This is a genomic window from Peptacetobacter sp. AB800, assembly GCF_047807365.1.
Lineage (GTDB): Bacteria > Bacillota > Clostridia > Peptostreptococcales > Peptostreptococcaceae > Peptacetobacter.
In genome coordinates, this window is the sequence record NZ_JBLOUI010000016.1 from 1 (window position 1) to 21,365 (window position 21,365).

The window sequence follows — 21,365 nt, forward strand, 5'->3', positions numbered from 1 at the left end:
ATCTGTCTTATTTGTGTGTTTAAAATATAAAAATAGCAGGAAAGCAAAAATCTTTCCTGCTATTTTTCTTTTAGATAACCTCATTAACAATGCTAACTTAATGACATTGGGTATAAACCGCCCTAATACTATTTCAATATCTTTTCTTTTAAGTTGTTAATTGTTGCCATTGTGTCGGTATCTCCGCCCTTGTCGGGGTGGTGTTTATTTGATAATAATTTAAATGCTTGTTTTAATAATTTTCTTTCCTGGTCTGATAAATTATCAATATCGTTTTTAGATCCTTCGTTATCTCTCGCATTTACTCCGCTATTATATCCATATTCAATATAACTTTGTATATCTTCATTAAACAACTTTTGAAATCTCTTTTTAAATTTTTCGTATTCTCTCCGTTCTTGAATTTTTCTTTTGTTTTCTTCTTTTTCAAATTCTTCACACCTTTGTTGATAGATAGGTATTAATTTCTTTTTGAACTCTTTCAATTTTTCTACTACCATATCAAAATATTGTTCATATCCTTTTATTTTTAAATCTTGTTTTAAAAAATTTAAAAATAACCGTGGTAGCTCTTCTTTATATCCCGTTTTTTCTTCGTCATTTTCAAACAATGAAATATAATTATATCCAGTTACTTTAATATCCTTTGATTTTATTTTTCCATTTTCTCTTTTTCTATCACATAGATAAATTGTATACCACCATTTCTTCGGGTCTTTACTATCTTTTATTCTACAAAATATTATATTTTCAGCTCCTTTTTTGTAGTGTAATTTTTTGTATATATAATGAAGGAAAAATAACACTACATTTATTTTGATAAAAAAGGCGGTCAATATATAACCACCTTTTCAACTATCTTGTAATATTTTTTACATACTTTTATTATCTAGTAATCTTTTTAACTGTTCCCGTAGCTCTGAATTAGCTTTATAGCCTTGCATGAAGTAATATTCTTGTATATCGAAAAAAGCCCCGTCAATTAATCCTCTTAATTTATCTACTTGTTGCCATTGGCTTTTTAGGTTTGATAATTCCATTTCATAATCTTGAATAGTTTCTATATCTCCACTATCTTTAACAAATTTATTGTAATATAGTTCTTTGTTGTTAAATATCCTTTTATATCTTTTAAATAACATATCTAAAAAACTATGTGCCTTTTCAACTGTTTCAAACTTATCTATATCATCAAATTTGTTTTCGTCTATCATTTTATAAAATAGTTCTAATATATTATTTTCGTTCATTTTCTGCCACCTCTTAATTATATATTTAGTGATTTATTTAATTCTTTATGTGCTAAAAATCCATATTTGAAACTTTCTTCGCTTGCGTCTAGTACTGAATCACTTAGTAATACTTTTAATTCTTTTAAGCTGCTTTTTAGCTTTTCAAAGTTTTTTGTTAGATATTTGTATTCACTGATCATATAGTTATATCTTTCCTGGCATTTGAAATTATCTTTGTTTTTCTCTGTAATTTCCACCTTTTGAGAATATAACAAACATAAATCGTTTATAGCTCTTTCGCTTTCTTCTATCTCTCTTTCAGCTTTTAAAAAACTTTCAAAACTTAAAAAGTCGGGTAATTTTCCGTTATCTCCCATATAGTAATATATTTCCATTATTAAATTTTTAATATCATCTTGATTAAATAACTCCATTTTTGCACCTCTACATTCTTGATTTTATTTGTAGGGTGTAATATACTTTTAGTTGGCTTTTTTGGGGTATATTACACCCAATTTTTTATAATTGAGTCGGGTTTTTCCTGGCTCTTTTTTTATGCTCCTATAGGCATTTTATAAATATATATCCAGGCTCTTTTATTATCCTTGAGATTTATACAACATACATTCTCTTTTAATTCTAGTTTCTTCATATCTTCAAAGTTTAGGGCTATACTTTCCCCATTTTCTCCTAATATCTCAAACTCAAAAGCCCCGTTTATAACTGGCATTATTAGATTAAAACTATTTAGCAGCTTGCAACTAACAAACCTATCTACTACCACATCAGCGCCACTATTAGCCCATTTTATAAGCTCGGGTATTATTATTTTCGCTTTTCTTTCTATGCTCTTTTTTCTCAACGTATCACCCCTTTTTGTGGTCTAACTAAAGCCCCAACTTTTATATTTACTTTCTATGATTGACTATTTCCAATACTTATAAGGCTATGAAGTAAAGCCCCTTTTGTGGTTTTATATCCTGGCTCTTATTCTCCAGGAATAATATTTTGTAGTGTAATTTTTTCAACTTCAATCACTATTTTTTGACACTACACATTCAATATTCTGTAGTGTAATTTTTTTATATATTCTCATTGATTTTTTAACACTACATATTTTTATATATTTTTTAGTCCGTCATTGTCATACATTTTGAAATTAGGACGTATAAAAGTTATCGGCTCTATACCAGTTGCCCCGTTTCTGTTTTTATCTAATTTAAACGCATATACACTCATTGATTTTTTACTTTTATTATTTTTTATTATGTTTTCTGCCTCTGTATCTCCTATACCACCAACACTACTATAAACAAATTTTAATTCTTCTTTATCTTCTAGATCATGCAAATATATAACCGCCGTTGCGTCCTGGTATACTGTCGCCGACTGTCTGATTACATTTTCGCCGTGTGGCATACCTTTAAAACTATTATTTAACTGTACAAGCGCCATAACGTGGCAATTATATTTTAGTGTCATAGTGCGTATGTTTCTTGATATATTGGCGATTATTCTTTCGGCATTTTCAAGCTTTGAGCCGTCCTCAGCACTCAATAACTGTAAGTAGTCAATTACTACTAAATCGGGCTTATACCTTCTAACTAGCTTGATAATATCTGATATTTTAGTACTGTCATTATCTATTAATAATTTCCCTTCATACTCTCCCAGGTATCCACTAGCATTTACAAACTTTTTCCAATCATCAGCCGTAAAATCTTTGTTTCTAAATTTCATTGACGGTATTTTTGATACCATTGTTGCGAATCTGTCGAATACGTCAACGTCGGTCATTTCCCTTGATATTATTAATACTTTCTTTCCTTGCTCTAGTACATTCAAGGCTATATTTAGGGCTAATGTTGTTTTACCTACTCCCGACTTAGCGCCGATTATTGTATAATCTCCAGGCTTTACACCACCGATATTTTTATCAAGTAGACTATAACCGAATTTTGTTTGAATATCAGTATTTTCTAATCTATTCATAGACTTTTGAACAAGGCTATTAACACCGTTTATACTGTCATTTTTGCATTGTATAAACCTTTCTAGCTTGTTTGTTAGTTCTATTGTTTGGCTCTCTAGTTCTGCCCCTTTTAAAAGCTTTTCAATGCTTTCAATTGCATATTCTACAAACTCCCTTTTTTTCCGTAAATTAGATAATACTTTTAGTGTTTTATTCAAGTGATATTTTGTTATAGTGCACTCACTAACAAATTTAGTTAATTCTGTAAGTGTAGTTATATCAAGGTCGTATGAAGGCTTTTTCAGTTCTTCCATTAGCTCTACAAGTGTTATATTTTCAATTTTTCCGTGTACTTCTTTAAAGCCTTGTACTATAGTTTTTTCTGTATCTGTAAATAGTGATATTGGCATTGTATCAAGCGCCGTTTGAACTTCGGGTTCTAATAACATTAGCCCGATAACATCTTGTTCAGCCGTTTTATTTTTTAGTCGGCTATCATTTTTTAAATTATCCATTTTTATATTCTCCTTCCTTGCAGCATGATTTTATTAAAAGCCCTAAAGCCGTTTAAATCGATTTTAAGGCTTTTTTATTTGTTAGTAATGTAAATTATCATTGAAGGTATATAATTCATATTCTAGGTATCAAATTTTAAATATTTTCACTATCTATTCTTTATTTGTTTTCCCTAGATTTATTTTTATAATATCATCTAGTGATAATTCAACGTCATTGTCTTCTAAATAACTTTGACTAGATTTTTTTGTTGCCTGGCTTGGTAGCTCGTTAATATAATTTTCAAACTTAGTTTCGTTGAATAGTGTTTCGGGTCTAAGGTACTTATTCATTTTCTCATTCTCTAACCATTCACCAACTTTGAAATCAATAACGGCTTTTAGATCCTCAACTGTATAATCTTTTAATCTTGCACTTATTAGGCTTTTAGTCTTGGTTGTTCCTGGTCTATAGTTTCTATTAGCTTTTATATTTAGGTATTCCACTACTTCTTTTATCTGCTGCTCTTTCTCTTTCTTTTTAGCGGAATTTTTTTCTTTCTCTTTTTCTCCCTTGCTTTTAGTAGTGATTGTATTTTCATTAGTTTTATTTGAATTATTATTATCACTCTTAAAAGCTCCAGGGCTATGGTCTGACTCTTTAGAGTCTGACATATTATTATTAGTTATTGTATTAGTTATTGTATTAGTATTTGTTGTGTTACACTTTCGTAACTGGTGGTGTTGCACATTCGTAACTAGTGGTGTTACACTTTCGTAACTGGTTACACTTTCGTAACTGGTTACACTTTCGTAACTGGTTACACTTTCGTAACTGGTTAAGTAATATTTATTACCTTTTCCTTTGATACATTCTTTTTTTATAATCCCTTTTTCTTCTAATTCGTTTATTGCTTTTATGAGCGTCGTTTTATTCGTTATGTTGCAATCTTCCATTAACATTTTTTGACTTGGATAACTATATCCTTTTTCTTTATTGTTGTATTTAATTAAAGCAATATAAACAAGTTTTGAAATAGGTTTTATTTTTAATTTAAAAATATTATTCAATATCACGGTAAAGCCTTGATTTTTTTCTTCTTCCATAGCCTCACCACCTTTTAAATGAATGAGTGCCATTCTAAGCCATTAATGGGGTATTCGTCGGGGTCTCTACTACCTAGCGAAATATGTTTAACTTTTATAATCTCTAACCATTCAAAAGCTTTTGGACTATCTGTTATTGTGCTTATACATAAAAATAAATCTCCATTTAATTTATTTTCTATGGTAAATGTTGGATATATATCCTGGTACAAGCTAATAAACATATTTTTTTCTAAAATCTCAAATTCTCCCTTTGGTAGATTGTATTCTTCACAATATACCTCTAATGTTTCAAGGGCTCTTTTTTTATGTTTTTCTATAATAGCAGCTCTTTTGTATCTTCTTTTTTTACTCTCACTTTTGCGCTTACTCATCAGCTCCACCCCCTTTAAAATCTTTCTCCACTATGTGCAACTAACCACTTGTATAACTCATCAATGAATATATAAGCTCTGTTCCCACTAAAGAAACAAGGGAACCCGTTTTCTTTTGAGTTTTTACATAGTTTTCTAAGTTTTGGCTCTGATAGTGGGCATATTCTTGAAACTTCTTTACAAGTCAATAACTTGTCACGGTCTAGTGTAGGACTTGAAACAACTTGATATTTTCTTTGTTCGTCAAGCTCCTTTTGTTCAGCCTCTTTGTAAGTCTGAAAAGCTCCGTCTATGCTCTGTAATAGGTCATTTTCTTTTGTCATTGTTTTATACCTCCTCTTCTTTGATTAATTCTTCTACTGGTATATCTAGCGCCTTCGCTAGTTTCTTGTATGTAACTAAAGTAACCTTTTCAACGTCGCCCCTCTCTATTTTCCCAATAGTTACCATTGAAACACCTGATAATTCTTTTAGTTGTTTCTGTGTTAAGTTGTGTTTTATTCTTTCAACTTTCAAAGTCATTCCACTTGTCATATTTTTTCACCTTCCTTCTTTTTTGTAAAGTGTAAAACTTTACACGCTTTATATTTATTATATTAATAAGTATCGTCTAAAAAGTCAAGCGACAATATAAATAATTAATGTACATTTTGCAAAAAGCGATTATAATAATCTTATAAGGTGGTGAAAATATGAACATTGAACTATTAAAAAGGCAAAGAAAAAAATTACAATTGACACAACAACAACTTGCGGATAAATGTAATCTTTCACGTGTTACAATTTCAAACTATGAAAGTGGAAAAGCCGAACCAACAAAAGAAAATATAGAAATACTTTCAAAAGTTTTAAAAGTTCCGGAATTGTTACTTTTGGCAAATCCCGACAAAAAAATTAATTTTAATGATAAAGAATTTGGCGGAACAGTTGAAGAAATGCAAGAAAATTTAGAAGAATACATAAAAAAAACTATTAAGAAAAATAGAACTGATAACGATTTTGAAGAAATAACGAAAAGTATTCTAAATATAATAAAAGTAACAACTAACTTTACCCCACTATATTTCAAGGCACAAGAAAAAATAATATTTGTTGATTTTGAAAATGGAAAAGTTAAAACTTGCCCGTTTGAATTATTAGAACAATATATTTTTAACTTAATTTCTTTATCAGAAAACTTAGTTAAATTTTCAAAACTTGATTATTTGTTAAGTTGTGATGATACAGTTTTTAAAGAAGAAAAAATAAACTTTTTAGAGGCTAAAGGCGAATTTATAGAGGCTAACAATTACAAGCTAAAACGTATAAAAGATTGTATGGAAAGTGATTTTGAAATAATAGATATGAGTTTAAAAGTTTTTAGCATAGAAACAATTAAATCAAGTTTAGAACAGAGATATACTGAGTCAAAAAATATACTTAATTCAAAAGATGTAAATGAAGAAACAAAGGAACTTTTCAAAGAAATAGACGAACTTTATTATAAATATATAACTTTTTTAGAAAATAACACATTTAAACAAAATAAAGAGGGTGGCTCTGATGAGTAAACGTGCCAACGGTGAAGGCTCTATATACCACTACAAGCCCCGTAATTGCTATTGTGGTGAATTATATATCGGAGTTGATACAAACGGAAAAAAGAAGATAAAAAAATTCTATGGTAAGACTAAAAAAGAAGTCAAAGAGAAAATGGAAACATATAAGCTCCTAAACCCTATTAATAAAGCTGCTATCAATGAATATACTGTCGCTACCTGGTTTAATTACTGGCTTTGGAACATAAAAAAAAGAGAGATTAAACCTAAAACCTTTGAACGTTACGAGTGTATATATAGAAACTACATCAAAGGCTCTGAAATCGCTAATATCCCGTTATATAAGTTTAAATTGAATAATCTACAAGCATATTATAACAGACTTTCAGACAATGGGAAAAGCCCTAGTATAATTAAAACTATCAACGAGAAATTAAAAAGTAGCATGATTGACGCCGAAAAAAATGGATACATAGAGAAAAATTATTGTCAGCTTGTAAACCTTCCAAAAGAGAAAATAAAAGAAAAGAAAATTGAAGTTTTTACCATTGAACAACAAGAAAAATTTTTAGAAATTATCAAAGGTCATGAGTTTGAGATATTATTTTTGTTGGCTCTTGGTACAGGGTTGCGACGTGGTGAGCTCCTAGCCCTTAGATGGTCGGATATAGATTTTGAAAATAAAACTATTAACGTTGATAGCAATATACAACAAGCCTATATTTTTGAAGATGAAGAAACAAAAAGGCTTGAAAAGATAGAACAAGAGCCGAAAACAATTAATAGCTTTCGTACTGTCCCCATACCTTCAAAAGTATTGGATAAGCTCCAGGAACATAAACAGAAACAAGAACAGTATAAACTAGCTTTCCAGGAAAGATATATTGATAATGATTTTGTAATCTGTGATAAATACGGAAAAGCTCTTGACGTAAAGCGACCAACTAGAATGTTTTATAGTATTCAAAAAAAAATGGGTATTCCCGAAGATGAAAAAATAAAATTCCATGGACTGCGCAAAACATACGCAACTAGATTATTTGAAAAAGAAGTACCACCGAAAACAGTACAAATGTTGCTTGGACATTCTGAAATAAGTATCACATTGGATATTTACACTCAAGTTATGGAAAATAAAAAGATTGAAGCAATAGAAAAGATTGACGATATTTTTTAAAGTATGTGAAAAATGGTTTTGTAGGGGAATTGTAGGGGAATTATTTTGAAAAGTTATTTAAAAATAATGTGAGATAATAAAAAATAAGTGTTAGAAACGTTGAAAATACTAGATATTTAAAAACGTTATTTTTTTGAAATATGCGTGTTTCAATTCCCGTCAGCGGTACCATAAAATTATATATCTTTTAAACACACTGAAAACACTGACTTTCACGTTGGTGTTTTTCTATTTTTTGTGGTTTGTAATGCAATTGTATCTCTTTTTTTTATAAAATATACTCTAACAAATCAGTTCTAAAAATCCACATAAAAAAAGAGCGATTGTCACCACTCTAAAAAGCCCCTTATAACTCTTAATTCATAACTTTAAATAATTCTCTTAAATTCAAATTAATAACTTTTAAATATCAATATTCAAATAAATTAAAACCTCTTTTTCCAAAAAATAAAAAAATCCCTTTCGGGATTCTTTTACTCGGCGGCAGAAAATTTGAGGATGTGAGGGAGAACTGCCACCGAATCAAATAGGGTAATTATATTATGTTCTTAAGAAAAAGCTAATCTTTCTATGCTTTAATAATACACATTCAATATGAATTTATTATCAATGTAATGTAAAACTAATGTGAATTTTTCACTTTTTTTACTTACTCGCATAAAAAAGATGGGCTAATGCATATATTACACCAACCCATCATTATTTTCAAGTTTTATTTTTTCATTAATCTCTGTATTATACCTTTTATACCTGTAGCTTCTTCTTTAACTACTTTTTCTTTTGTTCCATTATCACTTTCGTCATCAGTGTTGACTTTCATTATGAATTTAACATCACCATTCATATCTTCACCTATACCAGCATAGTTGTCGTAGTCATTTGCTAGGTCTAATAATACATCTTTAGTGTCTACTAATCTTTCTATATCGTCTATTTTACCTGTTTTAGAAGATACTTCTGAAGTTACTTCACTATTTGCCTTTTTAACACCATCATAAAGCTGTTTTGAACCACCCTGTAATTTTTTAGTTCCTGCTAATATCTGTTTAGAGCTTGTTGCTAATTTATCTGAACCTTTTCTAAGTTCTTCTCCACCTGATACTAATTTAGTAGTTCCGTCCTGTAACTGAGTAGTTCCGTTGTAAAGCTGCTGACTTCCTTCATAAAGTTTATCTGTTGAACCATCTAATTTTCCTGAATTTTCTTCAAGAGTTTTTCCTGCATCTACTAACTGTGCAAATTTTGAACTATACTGACTTGATCCTGCACTAAGCTGTGATAATCCTGCAGATAACTGTTTTGCTGCACCAGCTGCCTGAGCTAGTCCACTCTGTGCATTTGATATCGAACTTTCTGCACCACCTATAGCAGATTCCTGTTTAGAAGATATACTTTGAGATGCCTGGCTAAGTTCTATTATTTTCTTTGCTGCTGCCTTTGATCCTTCACTTGCATTTTCATCACCTAGTATAGTATTTGCAGCTGATTCCATTCCAGATGCTAATTCCTTATTTTTAGATATAGATCCACTTAATTCTGATAGACCTCCACCTGATGAGCCAGCATTTGATAGTGCGCTTGATAGCTGTTCTGCACCTGATGCTGCATTTTTTATTCCGTTATCTATATCAGAATATGCATTATAAAGATTTCCTGTATTTTCTACATACATTGAAACACCTGTTGTAAACTTATCCTGACCTGCACTAAGCCGTTCTATACCATTCATAAGTTTCTGTGCACCCTGATTAAGCATTGGAACATTTCTACCTATTAAACCTACACCATTTGTAAGTGTCTGTATTCCTCCACTTAAAGTCTGTGTTCCTGCATCAAATTTTTCATAATTTGTAGCTAATTCTGTAGTACCATTGTAAAGCTGTTCAGTTCCGTTTAATAATTCTTTTCCTGCATCTTTTAATTTATCTATCATAGAAGTTATATCACCTAAATCACTATTAGTATCTATATCTTCTAAGCTAGACATATCTGATGTAGCTGCTATCATTATTTCTGGCACTTTAAAATCATTTGCATCAGCTTCTATAGTTATTGTTGAACTTATCTTATCGAATATATCGCTATAATCTCCACCCATATCTAATGAAGCTTCAAGACCTGGAGATGATACTGCTGTTATTGAAGAAGTTTTTCCATCATCTACAGTTTTTCCAGAGCTTGTTTTTATATTTTTAAAGTTTTCTCTAGGCATTAATATTTCTGTAGCTGTTATAAATGGTACATAAACTGTTCTATTTTCTCCAGCTATTTTTACATTTCTAGCTTCATTATTTTTTAATCTTATAGTTATTTTAACCTTACCAGACTGACCTTTTATTTCATCTGCAGTTACACTTCTTCCATTTAATTCATATTCTATATCAGTAGTTATTGGAAGCTGTTTATCTGTTTTTCCCTGATAGTATAAATCTTCTTTAGTTGTATCCCAAGTTACTTTTTCTCCGTTTATTGTTGGTTTTTCATCACCTTTAACATTTTTTATATCTTTTAAAATACTCTGGTCATTTATCTTATCTAGTGATCCATCTCCACTTAACCATTCTGATACTATATTTTTTTCTACAGTACCGTCTTTTTTAAGTATTGTATATACTGTTTCATCCTTTTTTATATAACTACTTTCAGCAAGTACTGGAGATGCTGATGCTGCTAATATAGCTAATGTACAAACTGATGCTATTGATTTATTTTTAGTTTCTTTTTTCATCTTAAATTCCTCCTCAATTAATCCAACGTTTCACTTCTAATTTTTAGGAATGAAATCTTTTGATGTTTTTTCTATTAATTTTTCACTTATTAATAATAATCCTGGTAGCATAAATAGTATTACAAACATACTTATTATTGCTCCTCTAGCCATCAATGAACAAAGTGAACTTATCATTTCTAGTTTAGATATTATTCCAACACCTATTGTAGAACTGAAGAATGAGAATCCACTTGTTACTATTGAGCGTCCACATTTCTGTATTGCTATTTTCATAGCTTCGTATTTATCGTATCCATTTGCAAGCTCTTCTTTAAACCTAGAAGTAAGAAGTATAGCGTAGTCAACTGTAGCTCCTAACTGTATTGTTCCAAGTACTATAGATGCTATAAATGGAAGAACTGTTCCTGTATAATATGGAATACCTAAGTTTGCAAATATTGCACCTTCTATAGCTACAACTAGTAAAACTGGTATTGATGCAGACTTAAATACAAATGCTATTATCGCAAATATTGCTATTATAGAAACCGCACTTACCTTTTTAAAATCTGTATCGGCAATTCTTATTAAGTCCTCTGTTAGAGGTGCTTCACCACCGATAAGTCCATCTGGATCATATTTTTTAACTATATTATTTAATTCTCTAATCTGAGTACCACATTCCTTAGATGCTGCTCTATATTTTGAGTTGATCATTATCTGCTCGTATCCACCAGCTTTCACCTCTGATAACATACTATCTGGAATTATATCCTGAACAAATCCAGAACCAACTACTTTTTCAAGTGCTACTACTGAGTTAACACCATCTACTTTTTCTATCTCACTTACCATCTGGTCTACTTTATATGAATCTAAACTATCTTTTACAAATATCATATCTGTACTATTCATATCAAAGTCTTTCTTCATTTTATTTGTAGCAACTATTGATGGCAAATCATCAGGTAGTGTTTCATCTAAGTTGTAGTATACTTTAGCATTATTATTTCCATATATCGCTGGTATTAATAAAACTAAGAATAAAACTGTAAGTTTTTTATAATTTTTAATTACAAAGTTTGAAGTTTTTTCAAAACTTGTAAGAATTGTTTTATGTCTATGGTTGTGTATAACCTTGTCAAATGTAAGTATTAAAGCTGGAAGTACTGTAACAGTAGTTAAAACTCCAAGTACAACCCCTTTTGCCATTACTATACCTATATCTTTACCTAGTGCTAAGTCCATTGCACATAATGCTACAAACCCTGCAACTGTAGTAAGTGAACTTCCTGATATAGATGTAAATGTATTTGTTATTGCATTTGCCATAGCCTCTTGCCTATCATCAGTATTCAATAGCTCTTCATCATATCTGTGAAGTAAGAATATTGAGTAGTCCATTGTAACCCCTAGCTGCAATATTGCACACAATGCTTTTGTTATATATGATATTTCTCCAAAAATTATATTAGTTCCAAAGTTATAAATTATCGCTATTGCAATATTTGTAAGGAATACAAATGGAATTGCTGTATATTCCATAGTCAAAAGTAAAACTATCATAGTAAGTATTCCAGCAGCTACAACATAAAGTGGCATTTCTTTATCTGATAAATCTTTTGTATCTTTTATAATTCCTGACATTCCACTTAAAAATGCCTGTCTACCTGCAATACCTCTAATAGTATCTACAGCTTTCATGGTAAGCTCGTCTGCTGTACCTTCCTTTAACTTAACTATCATCATAGTTGCGTCTCCAGAATAAAGCATATCCCTCATATCCTTAGGTATCATTTCATTTGGAAATGCTAAATCTATAAAACTATCTTTCCAAATTACCTCTTCTACACCCTCTACCTTTTCAACTTTTTCCTTTATCTTAGCTACATCCTTATCTGGCATATTTTCAATTTCCAACATAGCTAAAGATCCGCAGTTAAAATCTTCTTTCATTATTTTTTCTGCTTTCATAGTAGATACATCTTCTGGTAGATAACTAAGTATATCGTAGTTTATATCTGTTTTGATATATCCCATAACTGACGGTATCAAAAGTAAAAATGCTATCAAAAGAATGATTTTACTGTGTTTTGCTATCTTGTCAGCAATCTTTTTCATTTTTCTCCTTCTCCTTCCAATATTTCGAGCACCTTTTGGGGCATACCTAATTTTTATAAGTTTATTATAGGGCGCGCCTAATAAAAAGTCAACGTTTTTATAACTTTGTAAAAATGAAGTTTTTATGAATTTGTAAAAAAAATACTACCAAACATCGTAATCAATACGATAATTTGGTAGTATTTTAGTCATTATGTTCAATTTTAAATATTAAATTTTTTTAATTATATTAAATCACTCTATTCCACTACAATATTCACCACTTCTTCAAGATTCATATCATCCTTAAATTCTTTTGCTTCTTGTATTATCTTATCTATATCTATCTGTTCATCTACATTTAAAAGAGCAAATCTTGTTTTAACGACATTTATTATAATATCGTCCAAATCTACATTCAGTACTCCTTCATAGTACTGATTTAATAGTTCACACTCTCCAGCGCATCCCATCGCAATACTCATATATAAATCTTTATCATTGAAATCGTAGTTGCTCTCCACTAATTTTTCTTTAAATAAACCTAATAATATATTTATATATTCTTGTCTTATAGATCTAACATTTGAAGCTTCGATATACAATCTAAACACTTTTTCTGAAGTAGCTATAGCGTGAGTATATATATACTGACTTATTATATAGTTCGCCACTATATCATTTTCTTTTATCTTTTTCTCTGCTATCGTTCCATAGATTTTTTCTAGTAATTCTTTGTATAAATACAGTAATATATCTTCTTTTTTCTTGAAGTAGTAGTACAAATGTCCCCTTCCAAGACCTGAAGATTCCGCAATCTGTCTTATCGTAGTCTTACCGTATCCATATTTGATAAAAAGTCCTGATGCAGTTTTTATTATGTGATCTTTTAGCTGATTAACTTCTGAATCCTTCATTTTACTTTCCTCCAATTTATTTGCTGTGAAGAGTAGCGTATATTCCTCCAGCTTTTATAAGTTCATCATGTGTTCCTCTTTCAGAAATCTTTCCATTTGTTATTACTATTATCTCATCTGCATTTTTTATTGTAGAAAGTCTGTGAGCTACTACTATATTTGTTCTATCTTTACTTAATTCTTCAAGAGATGCCTGTATCTCTCTTTCTGTAACATTATCAAGAGCTGAAGTAGCCTCATCAAGTATTATAATTGGTGGATTCTTTAAGAATATTCTAGATATAGATATTCTCTGTTTCTGTCCACCAGATAATTTAACACCTCTTTCACCTATATACGTATCGTATTTTTCAGGTAAAGTCATTACAAAGTCGTGTATTCTAGCTTTTTTAGCTGCTTCTATCATTTCTTCTTCTGTAGCTTCTGGATTTCCGCAAATTATATTGTCTCTGATTGTTCCTGTAAATAAGAACACATCCTGCTGAACAACTCCTATATTTTTTCTAAGTGATCTTAGACTTACATCTTTTATACTATTTCCATCTATTTTTATATCCCCTGAATCCAATTCATAGAATCTAGGTATTAAGCTACAAAGCGTAGTTTTTCCTCCACCTGATGGACCAACTAAAGCTATTGTCTTTCCTGCTTCAATAGATAGACTTAAATCACTTATTACTTCATTTTCATCTTCATATGTAAATGAAGCATTTTCTATTTCTATATTTCCTTTTACATTTTTAAGCTCTTTAGGATTTTTAGCTTCTTCCTGAATTTCTTCATCCATTATTTCTTTGAAACGTTTAAATCCTGTCATACCATTCTGGTACTGTTCTGTAAAGTTTACAAGCTTTTTCATAGGCTCTATGAACATTTTTACATATAAAATATATGCTGCAAAATCTCCAATAGTTATTCTACCTACATAAGTGTAGTATCCACCTAGTATCATAGCTATCCATTCTAGTAAATCCATAAAGAAGTTCATTCCAGAGAAATATTCAGCCATAGCTTTATATGACTCTTCTCTAGCATCCTTGAATATATTGTTTATTTTGTCAAATTTTTCAAGTTCTTCATCTTCTGTACAGAATGATTTTGTAACTTTCATACCAGCTATACTGTTTTCTAGGGTAGCATTTACCTCCCCTACTTTTACTCTAGCTTTCATAAAAGCATTACCCATTTTGTCCTTTTTGCGTGCAACAAACCAAACCGCAAATGGAAGTACTGCAAATATTATAAGCGTTAATGGAATGTCTATTCCCATTAAAATTACAAATGAACCTAGGATTGTTACCAGCGATATAAATAAATCCTCTGGTCCATGGTGTGCAAGTTCTGTTATGTCCATAAGGTCGTTTACTATTCTAGACATTGTAACACCAGATTTATTTTCGTCGAAATATTTATTAGGTAATTTCTGAAGATGTCTAAAAACAACACTTCTCATATCTGCCTGCATTCTAACCCCTACAACATGTCCCCAATACTGCATGAAGTAGTTGAATCCTGCTTTAGCTATAAATATAACTATAAGAATAGCTGCAAATATAAATAATAGATCAATTTTTTTATTAGGTATGATATCGTCCATTATGTTTCTCGTCATAATTGGATATAAAAGATTGCACATTGACGCTGAAAAAGCGCAAATCATATCGAGTATAAATAGTTTTTTATACGGTTTGTAATATTGAACAAATTCTTTTAACATATAATTCCTCCCTTACTTCTCATATTTTCCAATTTTACACCAAATTTGATTTATTTTCCATACTATTTCTAAAATATACGTTATTTCATTGTATATTTTCATAAATTTATTTTATAAAAAATTATCTGTAAATTATATACATCTTATCTAAATCTTGTGATATAATTATTTTATAATTATAGATAAAATTTTATTTTTATTTTTTTTATCTATAGATAAGTGTATTTGTAATATTAATAAATTTTTTAAAGATTATTTTTTACTTTTACAATATTTTTGGGGATTATAATCGATTCTACTTATTATCATTTAATTTTTTTATATTTGAAAGGGGATTATTTTAATTATGGATCTTAAACAACTTGAAGTGTTTGTAGCTGTTGTAAAGCACCAGAGCTTCTCTAAAGCGTCAAGAGAGCTATTCCTTACACAGCCTACAGTTAGTGCACATATTCAAAATCTAGAAAACGAGTTAGAAACTGTTTTGGTAAATAGAAGCAACAAAACTATAACTCTTACAGAATCAGGAAAAATTCTTTATGAACATGCAATTTATATATTAAACAACTGTAAAAAAGCAATTTATGATATTAAAGAATACTCAGGTAAAATAGAAGGGCTTATAGACATAGCCTGCAGTTCTATCCCAGAAACGTATCTTTTACCTGGATTTATGAAGAGCTTTTCTAATACATACCCAGATGTAAAATTTAGTATAAGCCATTATGACTCACGGTTTGCTATATCAGAAATACTAGACGAAAGAATCAGTTTCGGTTTTGTAGGTTCTAAGATAAGCAATCCACAGATAAAATACGTAAATCTTATAGACGATAATCTAGTACTTATAACACCACCAGATTTAGAAATAGAAAACGAAAACGGTGAAATAGACGTATCAGCTTTATACGACTTCAATTTTATAATGAGAAAAGAAGGTTCTGGTACTAGGGATTTAATATTTAAGACTCTTAAAAAGGCTGGATTCTCTACAGCTAAGTTAAACATATTAGCTCACGTCGAGTCAAATGAGTCTATAAAAGAAATGGTTAGACAGGGATTAGGTGTATCTTTCATATCTCAAATTTCTGCTGAAGAATACATAAACTCTGGAAAACTAAAAAGCTACAAAATAAAAGGAATAGACTTTGCTCGTAAATTCTATTTCATATACTCTAAAAATAAAACATTCACTCCACTAGAAAACAAATTCTTAAACGAACTATGTGAATACTTCGGATTAGACCATAAATAAAAAAAGAAGAAGAGGGTATAGCCAAAAGTTTCCAGACGGCTATACACCTCTTCTTTTTTAGTTATCTTTTACTTCATATATGCTTCCATTTTTACCTGGTTTTCTTCCAGTTCTTTTTTCAAATTCTTCTGGAGATACTACTTCTATACTGTCTAATCTCTGTTTGAATCCTTTTTTAAATTCCTGTAGGTATATTTTTCTTAGTTTTTCTCTTTCTTTTGTTTCTGCTGGAGTAAGTCCTTCAGCTTTGTTTTTCTTTGCTAATTCATTTATTCTATTTATTAATTTCTGATCTATCATTTTATCTTCTCCTTTTCTATTCAAATTTATATATTATAAAACTACATCTTCTATTAAATCATTTTTGTACAATTATATCAATCGCTTATTCAATATACTCAAGGTTTATTCTAATAGAATAACCTGTTATCCATTATAGCTTCATTTTCGCCGTTATTCTTCAAAAATTCTTCTACACTTCTTCCTATTATCTCTATACCTTTTTTTATATTTTCGATACTTTCTCTGGCAATATTTATCCTAAAGAACCTATCGTCAATAACATTGTCGTAAAAATACGTACCTGGTAATACAGATACTCCTTTTTTATATATAAAATCTGTAAATTCTCTAGACTTACATCCTCTTGGAAGCTCACAGAAAAAGTTTATTCCACCTGAACAGTTTCTGACTCTTATTTTTCCTTTAAAGAATTTTTTAATACATTCTTTTGCCACTCTATACTTTTCATCGTATATTTTATCCATTTTTTCTATATGTTTATCCCAGTCAAACTCCTCCATATAGCAAAGCAGCGAACTCTGTATAAGGCCTGGAGTAGATATATCTGAAGAGTATTTAGCCCAAAGTATATTTTTCATAAGCTCTGGTGGTATATCTATTACACCTATTCTAAGACCTGGCATAAATATTTTAGAAAAACTCTTTATATATATTACTCTGTTGTTTTCATCGTAGCTTTTTAAAGGTCTATTATCCTCTGAATCAAATTTAAAATCACTTATAAAATCATCTTCTAGTATATAGAAGTCGTATTCCTCTGCAAGTTCTAGTAGTTTTTTCTTTTTATAGCTAGAGTATGAAATCCCAGTTGGATTTTGGAAGTTAGGCATAACATACATAAGCTTAGGCTTTATTTTATCCAATTTAAGCTTTAATATTCCTATATCAATTCCATCATCTAGCATAGGTATTGATATTATCTTTGCTCCCCTACTCTTGAATACCTCTATAGCACCATTGTACGTAGGCTCTTCTACAAACACAATATCAGAATAATTTATAATCCCCTTACATACAATGTCAATCCCCTGCTGAGCTCCTGATATAACCTGTAAATCATCTTTTGTAGTATTTATTCCATTTTTTATTAAATACTTGGAAATTCTATCTCTTAAACCTTCATTTCCAAGTCCTTCATCGTATTCAAATATAGCACCTTCATTTTTAGATAGAGCTAAATTGACTGCCTTTTTAAAATCCTCAACTGGAAACATTTCATTTGACGGATTACCATTATCAAACTGAATAACATTCTTATTCTTTTTATCATCCTTAGCTCTATATTTTTTTATCTCAGATGCAAATGTTCCACTTCCTACTATTTTGTAAACATAACCTTCTTTTTCTAAAAGCTCATATACCTTTACAATGGTAGTATTATTTACACCTATATACTCAGACAATTTTCTAATCGGAGGCAATTTTTCATGCTCTTTTATTTCGCCCTCTATTATCAAATTTTTTATATGAGTGTATATCCGTATGTACTTTCTCCCCTGTATATCATCTATATTTAAATAGTATTTTTCCATAATATACCATCCTATTTAAAGTTTATTTATTGTACAATAAAAAGCGCTGACTAGCAGCGCTTTTTATCAGTCCCGAAACACCGTCGGTATTGTAAATTCATACCCGAGATACTCCCAGGTGGGTGATCTGTTAGTTGCTTTTTGGAGTCCTTGATAAAATCAAGGCATTTCATACTTACAATCAAACTCGATCTCCCGAATTTAATTTGTCGGTTGAATTTAGAAGTAACCTTCTCGAATGTCTCAGGATTTCTTACCATTATTATATAATAATTGTACAAATTTTTAAAGAGAAAATCTAAAATCCATAAAATTTATTTTTTTATTACACTTTCTCTTTCTTCTATTCCGTGAGGAAGCTCTACTTTCTTTTCCTCTATTTCTTCACCATTTATCATCTTTATAACCATTCTTATAGCAACAGCTCCCATATCATATAATGGCTGATGAACTGTTGTAAGTTTTGGTCTGTACATTCTAGCTATTTTTACATCGTTAAATCCTGCTACAGATATATCATTTGGTACACTATATCCTTTATCAAATACAGCATTCATAGCTCCAACTGCAGCCTCATCTCCTGTAACAAACACAGCATCTGGAACTATTCCTTTTTCTAATATATCTTTAGTAGACTCATATCCACTATTGTAATCTACACCACCATATCTAACTAATTCTTCATTAAATTCTATTCCATTTTCTGCTAATGCACTCTTATATCCATCTAATCTTTCTTTTTCTAGTCTTGTATCCCCTGCACTAGTCATAACGAAAGCTATTTTTTTATGTCCCTGTGATATTAGATGGTTTGTCATGTCGTAAGTTGCTTTTTCATTATTTACACTTACTGTAGGTACATCGTAATCTCTAGCTGTTTTACTGATATATGTTGTTGGAATTCCACAGTTTTCTATATATTCTACCTGCTCCTTACCTAAATTCCAACTTATCATTACCATACCTTCTATCTGTTTAGCTCTTAGAAGGTTTATACTTCTCATTTCCTCATTTTTGTCTGAGTAAGTATTTGAAAGAAGAATATCGTAATTGTACATTCTCGCTATTTCTTCTATCCCATTAAGAATTTCATTTACAAATGAGTCAGATACCTCTGGAACAACAACTCCTATTAACTGACTTTTTTTAGTTACTAAGCTTCTAGCTAGCGGATTTGGTACATATCCTGTTTCCTCTATAACATCAAGAACTTTTTTCTTTATCTCATCTGTTACAGGTTTAGAATTATTTATTACTCTAGAAACTGTAGATATAGATACGCCCGCTTTTTTTGCTACGTCTTTAATTGTAACTGTATTTTTCATGTTTTTTCCTCCTTTTAGTTTATCAAATTTTTATTTTTTTATAACATATTCCCCATTGATATTGATACTCAAATATCATCATTTCATTTTTTTCTTTCTTTAATAAATATGGTAAGGTTTTTTGTCTATATATATTAAAGCACATATACGACAAAATTACTATAAAAATTATATTTAATAGTAAATTTTCTAATTGATATCAGTTCGCTCAAATTTATATTATCTATTATATCAAATATGTATTGAAATTTGTACTGTAATATATTAAACTACAATTAAAATAAGACTAACAAATTATTAGGAGGAAAACTATGTTTGAAAGAATAAAAGAAATAATAGCAGAACAGTTAGGACTTGACAATTTAGAAGATATAACAATGGAATCATCTCTTATAGACGACCTTGAAGCAGATTCATTAGATGCTGTTGAAATAATAATGGCTCTTGAAGACGAATACGACATAGAAATTCCTGATGAAGAAGCAGAAAGCTTCAAATCAATAGGAGATATCTGCAGATACATAGAAGATAACCAGTAATTAAACAAATTAAAAGAGATGCAAATTTTGCATCTCTTTTTTTATTGATTTTATATTTCATATAATTATTTTTCTTCAAAGAAATTGACATTCTTGATTACTATATCTATAGTTCCATCTTCATTTTTCTTTATACTGTATTTCATTGGATCCTCAAAATCAGTTAAATTTCCCTTTATTTCAAATCCATTGTCAGTTTTAATATTTCTCTTTTTAAGCTTTTTTTCCACCCATTTTTTATCTATAGCAAATGACTCATCTATTCCTTTTTCTTCCATAAGCTCTTTGAAGCCTTCTTTTAAATCCTCATCTTTTATAGCTCTTTCAGCAAATTCAACTACATCAACCTGCTGCTGTTCTTTTAATGTGTAGTTTAAAATACTTCTTGCATCCTCAGCCTGTTTAATATCATTTGCCATAGCATTTGTTATCCAGTTATCTGCAGACGTCTTAAACACTTTTGTCTTGTATTTATCGTCATCTATTTTTTCACCATCTATAAATTCTCCTATAAATTTAGATGGTAATCCACTCTTTTCAGAGTCTTTGTCTAAAGCTCTAAACTGATATTCATCATTCATACCATTTACACCTATAAGTGCAGCCTGTTTAATTCTCTGAGTTTCCTGTATCCCAACTTCATTAGACACAATCTGGATATTGAATTTTTCATCTACAAATTCTATAGAATGAGTATATAACTTTTTATAGTCTATTTTTATTATTGCTACATTTTTTTCTTCTTTTACTGTGTAAAGGCATACAGCTAAATCACAAGATTCCATATCGCTGTTTACCTTCATAACATCAAATAAATACGCAGCTATTTCCTTTGAGTTCTCTACAAATGTGCTTTCATCGTATATAATCTGTTCACAACATTTTCTGATAGTATTTTCTGTGTAATTTTTAAAAACAGCCTTTCTTAAATCATCATCTCTTGTTACTCTTTTTATCATCTTCTGGAAAAATCCTTCAACCTCCTGATTGACCTTTCCTTCAAAATCATTAAGAATTGGCACATCACTATTTTTATCTAGCACGTGCACAATAAATTTATGTATAATCAATGT

General features: G+C 29.9%; 21 protein-coding genes and 1 other RNA gene. 4 read left to right on the plus strand and 18 right to left on the minus strand.

Features of this window, described 5'->3' with window-relative positions:
* Positions 1 to 128: 128 nt before the first annotated feature.
* The 9 genes from ACK2WN_RS06210 to ACK2WN_RS06250 all read right to left on the minus strand — a co-directional run bounded on the left by ACK2WN_RS06210 (position 129) and on the right by ACK2WN_RS06250 (position 5,713).
* Positions 129 to 836, minus strand: coding sequence for a hypothetical protein (locus ACK2WN_RS06210; protein ID WP_416155108.1), 708 nt, complete (start codon positions 834 to 836; stop codon positions 129 to 131).
* A 36-nt stretch (positions 837 to 872) separates the two neighbouring features.
* Positions 873 to 1,250 (minus strand): hypothetical protein, encoded by a 378-nt coding sequence (locus ACK2WN_RS06215; protein ID WP_416155109.1) that lies wholly within the window; start codon positions 1,248 to 1,250, stop codon positions 873 to 875.
* Between the two features lie 17 nt (positions 1,251 to 1,267).
* Positions 1,268 to 1,666, minus strand: a complete 399-nt coding sequence (locus ACK2WN_RS06220) for a hypothetical protein (RefSeq protein WP_416155110.1) — start codon at positions 1,664 to 1,666, stop codon at positions 1,268 to 1,270.
* Positions 1,667 to 1,785: 119 nt separating this feature from the next.
* Positions 1,786 to 2,094: a hypothetical protein gene (locus ACK2WN_RS06225; protein ID WP_416155111.1), complete on the minus strand. Its 309-nt coding sequence runs from the start codon at positions 2,092 to 2,094 to the stop codon at positions 1,786 to 1,788.
* 257 nt (positions 2,095 to 2,351) lie between these two features.
* The gene (locus ACK2WN_RS06230) at positions 2,352 to 3,719 is read right to left on the minus strand and encodes a replicative DNA helicase (RefSeq protein WP_416155112.1); all 1,368 of its coding nucleotides are present in this window, start codon (positions 3,717 to 3,719) and stop codon (positions 2,352 to 2,354) included.
* 153 nt (positions 3,720 to 3,872) lie between these two features.
* Entirely contained in the window at positions 3,873 to 4,805 is a 933-nt protein-coding gene (locus tag ACK2WN_RS06235; RefSeq protein ID WP_416155113.1) for a conserved phage C-terminal domain-containing protein, read from the minus strand.
* A 14-nt stretch (positions 4,806 to 4,819) separates the two neighbouring features.
* The gene (locus ACK2WN_RS06240; RefSeq protein ID WP_416155114.1) at positions 4,820 to 5,179 is read right to left on the minus strand and encodes a hypothetical protein; all 360 of its coding nucleotides are present in this window, start codon (positions 5,177 to 5,179) and stop codon (positions 4,820 to 4,822) included.
* Between the two features lie 14 nt (positions 5,180 to 5,193).
* Positions 5,194 to 5,502, minus strand: coding sequence for a helix-turn-helix transcriptional regulator (locus tag ACK2WN_RS06245; protein ID WP_416155115.1), 309 nt, complete (start codon positions 5,500 to 5,502; stop codon positions 5,194 to 5,196).
* 4 nt (positions 5,503 to 5,506) lie between these two features.
* A complete protein-coding gene (locus ACK2WN_RS06250) occupies positions 5,507 to 5,713 on the minus strand; it encodes a helix-turn-helix domain-containing protein (protein WP_416155116.1) in 207 nt (68 codons plus the stop codon).
* A 158-nt stretch (positions 5,714 to 5,871) separates the two neighbouring features.
* Between ACK2WN_RS06250 and ACK2WN_RS06255 the strand changes: the two genes are divergently transcribed.
* On the plus strand, positions 5,872 to 6,729 hold the full coding sequence (locus ACK2WN_RS06255) for a helix-turn-helix domain-containing protein (RefSeq protein WP_416155117.1): 858 nt from the start codon (positions 5,872 to 5,874) through the stop codon (positions 6,727 to 6,729).
* The gene (locus ACK2WN_RS06260; RefSeq protein ID WP_416155118.1) at positions 6,722 to 7,894 is read left to right on the plus strand and encodes a tyrosine-type recombinase/integrase; all 1,173 of its coding nucleotides are present in this window, start codon (positions 6,722 to 6,724) and stop codon (positions 7,892 to 7,894) included. The genes ACK2WN_RS06255 and ACK2WN_RS06260 overlap by 8 nt, the downstream gene beginning before the upstream one ends.
* A gap of 712 nt (positions 7,895 to 8,606) precedes the next feature.
* Here the strand turns inward: ACK2WN_RS06260 and ACK2WN_RS06265 are convergent.
* From ACK2WN_RS06265 to ACK2WN_RS06280, 4 genes are all read right to left on the minus strand, one after another.
* Positions 8,607 to 10,622 (minus strand): hypothetical protein, encoded by a 2,016-nt coding sequence (locus tag ACK2WN_RS06265; RefSeq protein ID WP_300531770.1) that lies wholly within the window; start codon positions 10,620 to 10,622, stop codon positions 8,607 to 8,609.
* A gap of 36 nt (positions 10,623 to 10,658) precedes the next feature.
* Positions 10,659 to 12,725 (minus strand): efflux RND transporter permease subunit, encoded by a 2,067-nt coding sequence (locus tag ACK2WN_RS06270; protein WP_300531768.1) that lies wholly within the window; start codon positions 12,723 to 12,725, stop codon positions 10,659 to 10,661.
* A 239-nt stretch (positions 12,726 to 12,964) separates the two neighbouring features.
* Positions 12,965 to 13,621 (minus strand): TetR/AcrR family transcriptional regulator, encoded by a 657-nt coding sequence (locus ACK2WN_RS06275; RefSeq protein WP_300529229.1) that lies wholly within the window; start codon positions 13,619 to 13,621, stop codon positions 12,965 to 12,967.
* Between the two features lie 16 nt (positions 13,622 to 13,637).
* Entirely contained in the window at positions 13,638 to 15,338 is a 1,701-nt protein-coding gene (locus ACK2WN_RS06280) for an ABC transporter ATP-binding protein (RefSeq protein WP_416155119.1), read from the minus strand.
* A gap of 346 nt (positions 15,339 to 15,684) precedes the next feature.
* Here ACK2WN_RS06280 and ACK2WN_RS06285 point away from each other — a divergent pair, with 346 nt between their 5' ends.
* On the plus strand, positions 15,685 to 16,593 hold the full coding sequence (locus ACK2WN_RS06285) for a selenium metabolism-associated LysR family transcriptional regulator (protein WP_416155120.1): 909 nt from the start codon (positions 15,685 to 15,687) through the stop codon (positions 16,591 to 16,593).
* 57 nt (positions 16,594 to 16,650) lie between these two features.
* Here ACK2WN_RS06285 and ACK2WN_RS06290 read toward each other — a convergent pair whose 3' ends face one another.
* The 4 genes from ACK2WN_RS06290 to ACK2WN_RS06305 all read right to left on the minus strand — a co-directional run bounded on the left by ACK2WN_RS06290 (position 16,651) and on the right by ACK2WN_RS06305 (position 19,753).
* Entirely contained in the window at positions 16,651 to 16,893 is a 243-nt protein-coding gene (locus ACK2WN_RS06290; protein ID WP_300529223.1) for a DUF896 domain-containing protein, read from the minus strand.
* A 110-nt stretch (positions 16,894 to 17,003) separates the two neighbouring features.
* Positions 17,004 to 18,428: a PLP-dependent aminotransferase family protein gene (locus ACK2WN_RS06295; RefSeq protein ID WP_300529221.1), complete on the minus strand. Its 1,425-nt coding sequence runs from the start codon at positions 18,426 to 18,428 to the stop codon at positions 17,004 to 17,006.
* A gap of 65 nt (positions 18,429 to 18,493) precedes the next feature.
* Positions 18,494 to 18,681: non-coding RNA, 6S RNA (gene ssrS, locus ACK2WN_RS06300), on the minus strand.
* A gap of 61 nt (positions 18,682 to 18,742) precedes the next feature.
* Entirely contained in the window at positions 18,743 to 19,753 is a 1,011-nt protein-coding gene (locus ACK2WN_RS06305) for a LacI family DNA-binding transcriptional regulator (RefSeq protein WP_300529219.1), read from the minus strand.
* 311 nt (positions 19,754 to 20,064) lie between these two features.
* Between ACK2WN_RS06305 and acpP the strand changes: the two genes are divergently transcribed.
* Positions 20,065 to 20,292, plus strand: a complete 228-nt coding sequence (acpP, locus tag ACK2WN_RS06310) for an acyl carrier protein (protein ID WP_416155121.1) — start codon at positions 20,065 to 20,067, stop codon at positions 20,290 to 20,292.
* 65 nt (positions 20,293 to 20,357) lie between these two features.
* Here the strand turns inward: acpP and ACK2WN_RS06315 are convergent, their stop codons facing one another.
* Positions 20,358 to 21,362 (minus strand): nucleoid-associated protein, encoded by a 1,005-nt coding sequence (locus ACK2WN_RS06315; RefSeq protein ID WP_416155122.1) that lies wholly within the window; start codon positions 21,360 to 21,362, stop codon positions 20,358 to 20,360.
* Positions 21,363 to 21,365: the final 3 nt, after the last annotated feature.

Excerpts from the sequence above, each read along its gene's own strand:
- ACK2WN_RS06290 (WP_300529223.1), bottom strand. The coding sequence starts at position 16,893 with ATGATAGATCAGAAATTAATAAATAGAATAAATGAATTAGCAAAGAAA.
- ACK2WN_RS06305 (WP_300529219.1), bottom strand. The coding sequence starts at position 19,753 with ATGAAAAATACAGTTACAATTAAAGACGTAGCAAAAAAAGCGGGCGTA.
- ACK2WN_RS06215 (WP_416155109.1), bottom strand. The coding sequence starts at position 1,250 with ATGAACGAAAATAATATATTAGAACTATTTTATAAAATGATAGACGAA.
- ACK2WN_RS06260 (WP_416155118.1), top strand. The coding sequence starts at position 6,722 with ATGAGTAAACGTGCCAACGGTGAAGGCTCTATATACCACTACAAGCCC.
- ACK2WN_RS06240 (WP_416155114.1), bottom strand. The coding sequence starts at position 5,179 with ATGAGTAAGCGCAAAAGTGAGAGTAAAAAAAGAAGATACAAAAGAGCT.
- acpP (WP_416155121.1), top strand. The coding sequence starts at position 20,065 with ATGTTTGAAAGAATAAAAGAAATAATAGCAGAACAGTTAGGACTTGAC.
- ACK2WN_RS06230 (WP_416155112.1), bottom strand. The coding sequence starts at position 3,719 with ATGGATAATTTAAAAAATGATAGCCGACTAAAAAATAAAACGGCTGAA.
- ACK2WN_RS06275 (WP_300529229.1), bottom strand. The coding sequence starts at position 13,621 with ATGAAGGATTCAGAAGTTAATCAGCTAAAAGATCACATAATAAAAACT.
- ACK2WN_RS06220 (WP_416155110.1), bottom strand. The coding sequence starts at position 1,666 with ATGGAGTTATTTAATCAAGATGATATTAAAAATTTAATAATGGAAATA.
- ACK2WN_RS06295 (WP_300529221.1), bottom strand. The coding sequence starts at position 18,428 with ATGGAAAAATACTATTTAAATATAGATGATATACAGGGGAGAAAGTAC.
- ACK2WN_RS06270 (WP_300531768.1), bottom strand. The coding sequence starts at position 12,725 with ATGAAAAAGATTGCTGACAAGATAGCAAAACACAGTAAAATCATTCTT.
- ACK2WN_RS06235 (WP_416155113.1), bottom strand. The coding sequence starts at position 4,805 with ATGGAAGAAGAAAAAAATCAAGGCTTTACCGTGATATTGAATAATATT.
- ACK2WN_RS06255 (WP_416155117.1), top strand. The coding sequence starts at position 5,872 with ATGAACATTGAACTATTAAAAAGGCAAAGAAAAAAATTACAATTGACA.
- ACK2WN_RS06285 (WP_416155120.1), top strand. The coding sequence starts at position 15,685 with ATGGATCTTAAACAACTTGAAGTGTTTGTAGCTGTTGTAAAGCACCAG.
- ACK2WN_RS06245 (WP_416155115.1), bottom strand. The coding sequence starts at position 5,502 with ATGACAAAAGAAAATGACCTATTACAGAGCATAGACGGAGCTTTTCAG.
- ACK2WN_RS06280 (WP_416155119.1), bottom strand. The coding sequence starts at position 15,338 with ATGTTAAAAGAATTTGTTCAATATTACAAACCGTATAAAAAACTATTT.
- ACK2WN_RS06250 (WP_416155116.1), bottom strand. The coding sequence starts at position 5,713 with ATGACAAGTGGAATGACTTTGAAAGTTGAAAGAATAAAACACAACTTA.
- ACK2WN_RS06265 (WP_300531770.1), bottom strand. The coding sequence starts at position 10,622 with ATGAAAAAAGAAACTAAAAATAAATCAATAGCATCAGTTTGTACATTA.